The 11,930-nt window shown below is 43.0% G+C and carries 9 protein-coding genes; 7 read left to right on the top strand and 2 right to left on the bottom strand.

Going from position 1 to position 11,930, the window contains the following annotated elements:
• Positions 1-333: 333 nt before the first annotated feature.
• From AC1TO6_RS08745 to AC1TO6_RS08730, 4 genes are all read left to right on the top strand, one after another.
• Positions 334-2,067 carry an ABC transporter ATP-binding protein gene (locus AC1TO6_RS08745; RefSeq protein WP_482101215.1) on the top strand — a complete coding sequence of 578 codons (1,734 nt, stop codon included), beginning with the start codon at positions 334-336 and terminating at the stop codon, positions 2,065-2,067.
• Positions 2,068-2,266: 199 nt separating this feature from the next.
• On the top strand, positions 2,267-2,389 hold the full coding sequence (locus AC1TO6_RS08740; protein ID WP_482101214.1) for an RAxF-45 family protein: 123 nt from the start codon (positions 2,267-2,269) through the stop codon (positions 2,387-2,389).
• A gap of 166 nt (positions 2,390-2,555) precedes the next feature.
• Positions 2,556-4,430 (top strand): ribosomal protection-like ABC-F family protein, encoded by a 1,875-nt coding sequence (abc-f, locus tag AC1TO6_RS08735; protein ID WP_482101213.1) that lies wholly within the window; start codon positions 2,556-2,558, stop codon positions 4,428-4,430.
• A 31-nt stretch (positions 4,431-4,461) separates the two neighbouring features.
• Positions 4,462-4,845: a VOC family protein gene (locus tag AC1TO6_RS08730; RefSeq protein WP_482101212.1), complete on the top strand. Its 384-nt coding sequence runs from the start codon at positions 4,462-4,464 to the stop codon at positions 4,843-4,845.
• Between the two features lie 192 nt (positions 4,846-5,037).
• On the opposite strand, the gene AC1TO6_RS08725 is transcribed toward AC1TO6_RS08730, so the two are convergent.
• Both AC1TO6_RS08725 and AC1TO6_RS08720 read right to left on the bottom strand, forming a co-directional pair.
• Entirely contained in the window at positions 5,038-5,919 is an 882-nt protein-coding gene (locus AC1TO6_RS08725; protein ID WP_482101211.1) for an SDR family oxidoreductase, read from the bottom strand.
• A 322-nt stretch (positions 5,920-6,241) separates the two neighbouring features.
• Complete coding sequence (locus AC1TO6_RS08720) at positions 6,242-7,729, bottom strand: DASS family sodium-coupled anion symporter (RefSeq protein WP_482101210.1); 1,488 nt, start codon at positions 7,727-7,729, stop codon at positions 6,242-6,244.
• A gap of 599 nt (positions 7,730-8,328) precedes the next feature.
• Between AC1TO6_RS08720 and AC1TO6_RS08715 the strand changes: the two genes are divergently transcribed.
• From AC1TO6_RS08715 to AC1TO6_RS08705, 3 genes are all read left to right on the top strand, one after another.
• Complete coding sequence (locus tag AC1TO6_RS08715) at positions 8,329-10,473, top strand: beta-propeller domain-containing protein (RefSeq protein WP_482101209.1); 2,145 nt, start codon at positions 8,329-8,331, stop codon at positions 10,471-10,473.
• 173 nt (positions 10,474-10,646) lie between these two features.
• Positions 10,647-11,393 (top strand): threonine/serine exporter family protein, encoded by a 747-nt coding sequence (locus tag AC1TO6_RS08710; protein ID WP_482101208.1) that lies wholly within the window; start codon positions 10,647-10,649, stop codon positions 11,391-11,393.
• 19 nt (positions 11,394-11,412) lie between these two features.
• The gene (locus AC1TO6_RS08705) at positions 11,413-11,868 is read left to right on the top strand and encodes a threonine/serine exporter family protein (RefSeq protein ID WP_482101207.1); all 456 of its coding nucleotides are present in this window, start codon (positions 11,413-11,415) and stop codon (positions 11,866-11,868) included.
• Positions 11,869-11,930 lie beyond the last annotated feature (62 nt).

Here is an 11,930-nt window from a genome sequence, read left to right as displayed (position 1 = left end):
ATAATGTACACCCCAGTGCAGGAGAGACATCCCCAGAGAGCCAAGCGGTCTACAATCCACACTTCGAACTCCGAACCACAGCTCTCTAAATAATGAACACCCCAGTGAAAGCGTACCAATCGGTTTCATTTAAAGGTGCCCTCCAGTTGGAAAATATTGTAGAAAAAGCTTAAACTAATATGACGGGTTAACCAATGCTATACTAGGGTGTTGGGTGTAGGATTGCGCTTTAATTAGCCAAATCCAAGCACCGTATCGTATGCAATGGAATTCTTTATTTTATGGCTATCCTAATTTATCGATAATAGATTCAACGGAATGGAGTTAAAAACTATGGACAAGAAAAAAGGCGGCTTGAAGCCGTTTTACTCTTTAATTGTATCAACAGGGATCCCGAAGCTAGCTTTAACTATCGGCTTGACGGCAGGCGTGTTGACAACGCTTGCAGGATTGGTCGTCCCTTTGCTAACGAAAAACTTAGTGGATGGCTTTTCAGTTGCCTCGCTAAGTATTCCGATAATGATTGCTATCGGAGTTGCATTCATTGTTCAAGCGGTAATTGATGGGGTATCCATTTATTCACTTAGTTATGTAGGACAAAAAGTAGTTGCCAAATTGCGTGAACGAATGTGGACAAAGCTGATCCGTTTGCCTGTCAGTCACTTTGACAAGGAATCGAGCGGCGAAACGGTGAGCCGTGTCATCAATGATACGGGAATCGTGAAAGAATTGATTACGCAGCATTTCCCACAATTCATTACGGGTGTCATTTCGATTATAGGCGCGGTGACAATTCTACTCATTATGGATTGGAAAATGACGCTTATTATGTTGATTTCTGTTCCTATTACAGTAGTAATTATGATTCCGCTTGGTAGCAAAATGGCTAAAATTTCACGTGGACTACAAGATGAAACAGCTTTATTTACGGGTCAAATTCAGCAGACGCTCGGTGAAATCCGCTTGATGAAAGCTTCCAATGCCGAAAAGAATGAAGAGGCAAGTGGAAAAGTTGGAATCGGAAAATTACTCGGATTTGGCTTGAAAGAAGCTCGTATTTTTGCTCTGATTGCTCCCTTTATGTATCTAGTTGTCATGGTCGTCATCGTCATGATCATCGGATATGGTGGCATGCGTGTTGCGAGCGGTACAATGTCGACGGGTACACTTATTGCATTCCTACTGTATCTGTTCCAAATTATTTTTCCAATTACATCATTTGCGATGTTCTTCACGCAATTGCAGAAAGCGAAAGGTGCAACGGAGCGGATTATCGACATTTTAGAATTGCCATTAGAAGAAGGTCAGGATGGCTTAGTGATGGATATTACCGATAAAGTAATTCAAGTTGTGGATGTATCCTTTGCCTATGAAGCAGATGAGCCTGTAATTGGGAACGTGTCCTTTGAGGCGCGACCTGGTGAAATGATTGCATTCGCAGGGCCGAGTGGTGGAGGGAAAACGACGATGTTCGGATTGCTTGAACGTTTTTACGAACCGACAGCAGGTGAAATTCGAATAGGCGACACGCCCATAAATGAGTTATCGATGGCATCGTGGCGCAGTCAGATTGGCTACGTTTCACAAGAAAGTGCCATGATGGCTGGAACAATTCGTGAAAACTTATGCTACGGTTTAGAAGCTGGCGAAAATATTCCGGATGAAAGGCTTTGGGAAGTTGCCGAAATGGCGTATGCTGACGAATTCGTCAAAACATTTCCGAAAGGATTGGACACTGAAGTTGGTGAACGAGGTGTGAAACTTTCGGGAGGACAAAGACAGCGGATTGCCATCGCACGAGCATTTCTACGTGATCCGAAGATATTGATGATGGACGAGGCGACAGCAAGCTTGGACAGTCAATCGGAAAGTGTTGTTCAAGATGCACTGTCGCGATTAATGGAAGGGCGCACAACATTCGTTATCGCCCACAGATTATCCACAATTGTCGATGCAGATAAAATTATTTTCATCGAGAATGGGCAAGTAACGGGCAGTGGGACTCATAAAGAATTGATAGAAACACATGCGTTGTATCGTGAATTTGCGGAACAGCAACTGGCTTAACGCTTTAGCCCATACTAAGAGCTCGCAGAAGGTGTCTTTTTACCAGAATGCGGGCTCTTTTTATTCTTTAAATATATTCATTAAACCCATTAAGTCGATCACTAGTAGAGAAGTTCCTTTTAGGTTGGACGGTAGGATAGATGACTATGAAGCGATACTGTGTTAAACTATTCTTACTATTAGTGAGCGGAGGTGAGGAATGATGTTAGATACTGTGTATGCACGTGAATGTTTACTGGAATATTTAGCCACTTCATGTGCGATTACTCATGAAATTACAGTCAACGGGACAAGTCTGTCCTTTTTTAGACAATTTCAGTAATCACACAGCTGTTTGGCATTTCATTCCTTACGATTATTTTTTAAGGGGGAGATCGCTTACACGCGGTCTTTTTTTGATGTCTAGATTTCGGGTGTCTATAGGGCGCTCCGTGCTTTTCTAGAGATGCTTCCAGTTGTGAACATAAAACGGAAGGAAGCGAATAACGATGATATGTACAATTCAACAAGTAAGCAAAATGCTCGGTGGGAATACAATTTTTGAAAATCTTTCTTTGGAGATAAAAACAGGGGATAAATTAGGTATCGTTGGTAGAAATGGGAGCGGAAAAACGACGTTATTTAAGCTGGTATCGGAAATGGAACAACCAGATAGTGGGGCAATTCTTTTTAGAAAGGGTACGAAAATAGGCTATTTAGCGCAAATTCCTATATTTGAAAAAGAAACGACCGGCTTTGATGTGCTCAATAGTGCATTTAAAGAGCTGAAGGAAATGCAGGCGAAAATGTCGGAGTTAGAGACAAAGCTAGCCAATGTCGGAAACGAAGACATGGATAAGTTGCTTCGGGTATATGGGGATTTACAGGAGGAATTCGCGCGTCGTGATGGTTATGCGGTGGACTCGGAAATTGACAAAGTCATCAATGGATTACAATTGAAATCTTTTGTCGGACGGTCTTTCGGACAATTAAGCGGCGGTGAACAGACGAAGATTATGCTAGGCAAGCTCTTGTTGACGAAGCCGGATTTGCTGCTATTGGATGAACCGACGAATCATTTGGATTTATTTGCCGTCGAGTGGCTAGAAGAATATCTGAAAGATTATACGGGAACAGTCGTCATCATTTCGCATGATCGTTACTTTTTGGATAGTGTCGTGATGAAGATTGCAGATCTTGAAGAAGGAGAGCTCAGTCTATATTTCGGGAATTATTCCGCCTTCATCCACGAAAAAGAAGAGCGTCTTATGAGGGAATTCCAGGATTACGAAGAGCAACAAAAGAAAATTAGGAAAATGAAAGAATCCATTAAACGGCTCCGACAATGGGCAAATGAGGCCAATCCTCCGAATCCTGGATTGCACCGGCAAGCGCGCAATATGGAACGAGCGCTAGAACGGATGGAAAAGGTAAGGAAGCCGCTCATCGATCCGAAGAAAATGACCTTGTCTTTTGAAGCCGCGCCAAGAAGCGGTAAGGAAGTCGTTGTAATGGAAGGAGTCATGAAGTCATTTGGTCAACAGGAGCTTTTGATGGGTGCCGATTTCCATGTATATTGGAAAGATCGAACAGCGATTGTCGGCCGGAATGGATGCGGGAAATCAACCGTACTAAAAATTCTTTTGGGAGAACTTCCAATTGACGCTGGGTTGAGTAAAGTAGGGAATAGCGTGAAAATCGGATTCTTGTCACAACACTTTGAAATCAAAGACCCGAAGGCGCGTCTTATTGATGTCTTTCGGGGGGAAGTGAACGTAGCTGAAGGGGAAGCTCGACATATATTAGCGAAATTCATGTTTTACGGTCCAGATGTATTCATGCGAATTGGAGACTTAAGCGGTGGAGAACGGATGCGGCTCCGTTTGGCGCAACTGATGTATCAGGATGTTAATTTCCTTATGCTTGACGAGCCGACCAATCATTTGGATATTGAGTCACGTGAGGTATTAGAAGAAGCACTTGAAGATTTTGCCGGTACAATTGTTGCGGTTTCGCATGACCGTTATTTCCTAAATAAATTATTCTCCCGCACGGCATGGTTGGAAGAAGGTCTTATTACAACATTTGAAGGGCCATACAATTGGGCTCGCCAGAAGTGGCAGGAGTTTCAAAGTAATAAGGTAGAAGAAGTGATTAAACCTGCTGTAGTCGAAAAACTAAAATTAGTAAAAGTGAAAGAAGAAGATCTTGAAAACGTCGAAGAATCCATTATAAGAATTGAACTTGCAATTGGAACACTGGAAAAAGAAGCGGCAGACGAAACAGATTGGGTGAACTATGAATTAAGCTTAACGAAGATTGCAATACTGCAAAAAGAGCTAGAGTCTTGTTATGAGAGATGGACGAGTGAAGTGGACTCGTAAAATCAAAACAATCAAAGGAGGCAAAAACAATATGAAAATCATTGTTACTAGTATATTCGTACAAGATCAAGACAAGGCACTAAAGTTTTATACAGAAACGCTAGGCTTTGTAAAAAAGCACGATGTTCCCAGCGGGGAATTTAGGTGGATTACGCTTGTTTCTCCAGGAGAGCAAGATGGTACTGAGCTTTTGCTCGAACCAGATAATCATCCAGCAGCCAAAGCGTATCAAAAGAAGCTATTTGAAGAAGGCATACCTGTTACGATGTTTGGTGTCGAAGATGTTCACAAAGAGTACGATAGGTTATTGAAACGCGGCGTGAAGTTTACTATGGAGCCGACAAAAGCGGGCGAAGTCACAATTGCGGTCTTCGACGATACATGCGGAAACCTTATTCAGATAATACAGCAGTAGCTTTATGCGGCAGGCAATTATTCATAACAGGATAACCTGCCCCTCGCCAGTAACTTATGTAAAATAGTAAGAAACCCAGCTAAACTTCTCGTGTGAAGATTAGCTGGGTTTTTAAAGTTGGATGTGCAAAAAAATGCGAATTATCGCTTACAGTAACAGCTAGTCATGACAATCTTCAAAACACTCACTTGTTCACGATCCTACAAAACCGCCTCCGTCTACATGAAGCGTTTGACCTGTCATATAACTGGAATCCGTAGATGCCAGAAATACATAAGCAGGTGCGTTTTCTGCGGGTTGGCCGCGGCGTTTCACTGGTGTATCCGCTCCATGTTGTTGTACTTTTTTTGCATCGAACGTTGCTGGGATGAGTGGCGTCCAAATTGGACCGGGTGCTACGGCGTTAACGCGAATCCCTTTTTCTGCTAAATTCAACGCTAGCGAGCGGGTAAATGAAGTAATTGCTCCTTTCGTCGCGGAATAATCTATCAAGCCGGGGGAACCGTTATACGCCGTTACAGAAGACGTGTTAATGATGGAATCGCCATTCGTCATATGGTTTAAAGCAGCTTTCGTCAAATAAAATAATCCGAAGAAGTTCGTATCAAATGTTTCCCGGAGTTGATCTGCTGAAATAGAAAAAATATCGTCCTGCGGAAACTGTTTTCCAGCATTGTTTACAAGGATATTCAAACTGCCGAATTCATTAACTACTTTATCGATTAATTGCTCACAATGTTCCTCTTCACTGATGTCGATTCGGATTTTTAGTGCTTTCCCGCCATATTCTTCAATCAATTTAACAGTCATGTTCGCATCGATATCTTCCTGCTCACTTAAATAAGCGATAGCGACATTTGCACCTTCCTTAGCATATGCGACGGCAACTGCGCGTCCGATACCGCTGTCTCCACCTGTTATTAATGCGGTTTTTCCTTTTAATTTCCCTGAGCCTTTATAATTCTTATCGTCATAAATCGGGGCTGGATTCATTTCTGCTTCCACGCCCGGTTGCTCGTTTTGTGTCTGTCCCGGAATCTTATTATCAATTTTCTCATACTTATCTTCTGTCAAAGTATTTCCTCCTCACGAATGGTCTTCTTAAGAATTCATTCCCTGTCAATTAATGAACTAAACGAAAAACGCCCAAATTGCCGTAAATGGGGCAATTTGGGCGTTTCGTTCAACAGAGAGGAAGGAAGTTCAATTCCTTCCTGTTGAAGCCTCCGGCGGATGTCGCAGATTTTGAAAGGAGTTAAAAGGCAACCCAAGTTCGCCGCTTCCTGCGGCAATAAGGAAGGATGCAGTTCAATCCTTCCCTGTTGCATACCTGCGTCCTGCAGGCACAAATTCAATTCAAAATCTTCACACAATAACTCCGAGGCGTGATTGATTCTTATAGAAGTCCGACCCATTTCCAATACGTTGCACTGAATAGCAGGATAAGTAAGTAGCCGACAACGGTAAGGACAATACCGGATTTCAAAAAATCCTTTACTGTAAATGAGCCGGTACCATAAGCGAGCATGTTTTGCGGTGCGCTGACTGGAAGAAGGAAACCAAAGCTAATAACGAATTGTTGGATCAAAACAAATCCGACACTGTTCGCATCCAAGGAAATTGTCGTTGTAAGCGCGATGAAAATCGGGATAAGTGCCGATGACAAGCTCGTCGCGCTGGCGAAGCCCAAGTGAATGAGTATGTTGAACAGTGATAGTAAGGCAATCGTCGCAAGAATTGGCATATTTTCAAGGCCCATTGCTCCGAATACTCGATTGGATAGCCATTGAGCGCCTCCGGTATCCAAGAGGACGGTACCAAGTGCGATTCCTACAGCAAATACGATGATTGTTCCCCACGGAATAAGCTTTTCAACCGTTTTCCAGTCAAAGACGCCAATTTTTGGGGAGAGCAAAATCGCAATCGCCACAAGCGTCACGGTCGTCGTGTCAAATGGGTGAAGTACTTCTTCCGTTGACCAGAAGAACAGAAGGGCGAGAGCGACGACAATCAACCGTTTCTCTGAAGATTTCATCGGGCCAAGTTCTTTCAGCTGACCCTGAATCAGTTCCGCTCCACCTTCAACAACTTGCGTTTCAGGCTTAATTAGTTTAATCATAACGAAATACAGGACGACGGACATGATAATTGACCATGGAGCAGCATACATGAACCAAGCTCCCCAGGAGATAGACACGCCCATTTCACTTTCGATGAAACCGAGCGCCACCATATTTTGTGCAGCACCTGTCTTGATGCCGATATTCCAGATTGAGACTGATTGGACAGCAGTGATGACAAGAAGTGCACCAAGGCGGCTATTATGTGGTAAACCGAACGCCGCAACCATCCCGAGAAGAATTGGAACAACCGCGCCCGCACGTGCAGTGGCACTTGGCACGAAGAACGCCAGAACAATCGATACAATGATGGCACCAAAGACGATAGCGCCCGTTTTTACGCCTACTTTTGAAAGGATATACAGGGCAAGTCGTTTGTGAAGATTTGTGGCCTGCATCGCCGCTGCTAAAAATAGGGCAGCGGCAACAAGCGCAACCGCGGAGTTTGAAAATCCGCCTAGCGCAAATGTAAGAGCAGCTTTCGTACCAAGCAAGACATCGGGATTCGCCATATCGGGTGCAAGACCGAGTGACACGGCAAGAAGTCCGATAATCATTGCTGAACTCACTGGATAAGCTACCGCTTCCGTCATCCAAAGGATGACCGCAAACGCCAAAATAGCGAGTGCACGCTGCCCCATAACAGGCAAGTCCTCGCCCGAATTAGGCAGAAGCATGATGACAATCATGACGATGAACGCCAGGGCAATCCAATAGGGTTTCAGATTACGTTTGGGCTTTTTAATCGTTTCAGCGGTTTCCAACGGTTATCAAACCTTTCTGCTCTATACGTACTTATACTAATTGTACCCATACTATATAGGTGATGAAACACGCAAAAACTACAAAAATCGTCGAATAAAGAAAATTCCAAAATTATCTCGAATACGTCATTATTCGAATCGTAAAATGAGGAATCACCACTTGTACCTGTATTATTAATTGGAAACTATAACGTTTAAGAGATTTCTTAATAGAATATTCGTTTGCCTGGATGAGTACCGTTGATTGTAGTGGAAGCGCTCGACTCCTGCGAGAATAGCATGAGCCTTGAGACCCCGCAGGGAGCGAAGCGGACGAGGATGCTCAAGCCATGCCCGCGGAAAGCGAGCGCTGGAACGAAAAGCAACTGCTTTAGGATATTCCTTATTACCCTCTACCAACTTTAAAAAATCTATTTGACTAGAGACGAGTAAGCGTTCGCCTAGAGTGTAAATTAACCTTGAATTTACTACTATTTCATTAATAAATAATCTGGATTTAATTGAAGAAAATGATAGATGGTAAAATTTTCAGTTTAGTGTAACGAAATCAAATTATTGTAGTCTAATTATGTAATAGAACAAAGAAAGGGTTGGTCAAATTGAAGAAGAAGATTATTTGGCTTTTTATAACGGCATTCGTTACTGTAGCTGCAATTTCTCTAGCTTTATTAATGGATAAAGTGACCGTCACTGCGTCAGGTATTGCGCTATCTGAAAGAGGATGGAGCGCAACCTTCTCCACGGCTTTGAAGAAAGATGCGCTAGGAACAGATGATTTATACATTACTGATCAAAATGGAAAGCGAATAGACACGGGTATCGCGCTTACCAATGCAGACAAGACGCTCCACGTACAAGGCCTTACGCCAGGCTCGTATGCCCTCCATGTCAATAAAAATGCAGTAAACGGGAAATACCTTACATCACTTCCAATCGATGAAATTAAGTTCACAGTGCATGAAACAATCGAGTCCGTCGCCTCTGAAAAAGAGCTGATAGCGTATTTCGAACGAGCGAAATCTATGCAGTCGACAGATGTAATGGCTACGGAAGAGTCAACAAATTCTAAGGCTGATACAGCTGAATCTAGTGCTGGAGGGGGAGGAGAAGACCATTCAACAACGAACAACCAAGTTGAAGGGGTCGATGAAGCCGACTCCGTGAAGACGGATGGCAACTATATCTACACCGTAGGAATTGGCAATAATAAAGTTGCAATTACCGATATTCGCAACCCGAAGAAAGTTAAAAAAGTAGCAGAAATTAAAATGGAAGACGAGTATTACCCTTACCAATTGTTTCTACATGACGACACACTAATCGTTTTAGGTGATAAATATGTACCGCATCATTATGAGGAAGGCGATGCGAAGTCTGAAATGAGTAGACCCGTGAACGGAATGACAACCGTGCGAATGTATAGCATTTCCAATCCAGAGAATCCCAAACTAATCCGAGAAATTGGCACAGAAGGTCATCTAAATGGTGCGCGGAAGACAGGTAATATGCTGTACTTCGTGACAAATGTTTGGCCGAATTTTTGGGGTGTGAAAAATGTCGAAGGAGACTTACTCCGTCCGCAATTATACGACTCGACGGAAGACAAAGAGACAACACATCTAAACTATACGGACATCGCAATTCTTCCTGGAGCGATGGAACCATCCTACTCCGTCATTACGGCTATCGATCTATCATCACCTGCAGAAAGCAAGGTTACGACAAAAGGTTATCTCGGCGGTAGCGAGCAGCTTTATATGTCCAAAGATAACTTATACCTTACAGCGACAATTTACGAAACGAACGCCTCTACTTCCAATAAAATGATTTGGAATCCAGGCAGTGCAAACAGTGAACTATTCAAATTTAATTTGAATAAAACAGATGTTGCGTTCCACAGCTCCGCCACGTTGAAAGGTCATTTATTAAACCAGTTTTCAATGGATGAGCATAATGGTTATTTCCGTGTTGTCACAACAGAAGGAAATATGTGGGATGAAAAGAAGCCGTCTCAAAATCATTTATTCATTTTAGATGAAAACCTAAAACAAACGGGATCGGTCGAAGGCCTTGCGAAAGGGGAAAGAATCTACTCTGCGCGCTTCATGGGGGATAAGGCTTATATGGTTACCTTCCGCGAAACGGATCCGTTATTCGTTATCGATGTGGCCGATCCAGCTGCTCCGAAAGTGCTCGGAGAATTGAAAATACCGGGATTCAGCAATTACCTGCATCCACTTGACGATAACCATCTAATCGGTTTTGGCTATGAAACGGTTGCTGAAAAGAATCCGCAAGGCGGAGAACCCTTCATTATGACGATGGGTATGAAAATTTCTTTATTTGACGTATCCGATTTCAATAATCCAATTGAAAAGGACACTGAAATCATCGGTGGTCGAGGGACCCATTCACAACTCCAATATAATCACAAAGCGCTGTTTCAACATAAAGAACGAAAATTATATGGCTTTCCCATCTCAATTTATGATGAAAAGGGGAAAGACAGCATTGAGTTCCAAAGTTCAGGCGCACTTGTTTATGAAATTACACCGGAAAACGGTATCGTCTTAAAAGGAGATTTGCTGAAAAAGAGTACCCCTGGAGAACAATATGAGGAATGGGAATACGAAGTCCAGCGTATGCTCTACAATAAGGATGTTCTGTATACGATTTCAATGAAAGAAATTAACAATTATTCACTTGATACGTACGCGCCAATCAGCAATATACAAATTAACTAAATGCAAATCGAGTCAGAAAGATCCGGTTATGTGCCGGGTCTTTTCTCATGGACAAATTTAGCTGAGAGGCTGATAACCTAATTGTTCATTGTTATTTTCCGCCAGCAACGATAAGATTATTTAAATAGATTGGAATTGAACGATTGTCTACAAGTACAGAGGGGGTGTGGATTATGCCGATAGTGGATAAAGAGATGGCAATTGATTGTTGTTTGCTCGCGGGACGTTTAATGATGGAAGCTGGAGCCGAGACCTATCGGGTGGAAGATACGATGGCACGTATGGCTGAAACACAGCAATTATCAGCTACTCATAGTTTTGTGATTCCAACAGGTATTATCTTTTCGCCGGGTAGCCCACACCATACGAGACTGGTTCGGATAAAGGACCGCACGACTGATCTTGAAAAGGTAGCGCTCGTTAATGATGTTTCGCGCAAACTATCAACTGATCACTACACACTAGAGGAAGCATACACGAAACTTCAAGAAATCGACAAAGCGAATGTTATGTTCCCATTATGGCTACAAATCATCGCAGCTGCCATTGCAAGCGGCTCCTTCCTAATTATGTATGAAGGTCTTTGGAAGGACATACCTATCGCTATCTTCGCGGGGGGTGTTGGCTACGCCATTGTGACTAAAATTCACGAGCTGACTAGAGTAAAGTTTTTCGCTGAATTTGTTGCATCACTCTTCATAGGGCTAACCGGCTTTGTTGCAGTGCAGATTGGATTAGGAACCGAGCTCGATAAGATAATTATTGGATCCGTCATGCCGCTCGTTCCAGGACTATTAATTACGAACGCTGTGCGCGACATGATGGCGGGGCATTTCATGTCCGGATTATCAAAAGGGGCAGAAGCCTTTCTGACTGCGTTTGCAATCGGTGCTGGTGTAGCACTCGTCTTATCTTTTTGAATGAAAAAGGAGTGAGGTCTTGACGTGGATTATTCAAGCGGTTCTTAGTTTTCTCGCCGCGACAGGATTTGGAATTATTTTCAATGCCCCTCGTAGAATGCTATTTTATTGTGGTTTTGTAGGGATGACGGGCTGGCTGGTTTATAGCGTATTTAATGGGCTATCGGGTGATCCAATGCTGGCTTCCTTCCTAGGCGCATTCATGGTTGCGTTAGTAGCGACGATTTTTGCCAAACGTTTTCGAACGCCGATGATCATATTCAGTGTCGCGGGAATCATTCCGCTCGTACCGGGTGGGATGGCCTATAATGCGATGCGTCATATTGTTGAAAAGGATTACCTAACTGCAATTTCTTATGCTTCAGGGGCTTTCATGGTGTCCGGTGCAATCGCAATGGGGCTCGTTTTTGCAGAGGTAATTATACAGCTCATTTTCCGGTCAGGTATTGGTAGGAAAAGAAGCAAGGTAGCATAAAAATGGAGTGCTCTTTTGCTAAGAGACACTCCGTTTCATTATTATTATTATTATTATTATTA

Source organism: Sporosarcina sp. Y352 (assembly GCF_056786535.1).
The sequence above is the reverse complement of the archived record's forward strand: the minus strand, read 5'-3'. Positions and strand labels throughout refer to the sequence as shown.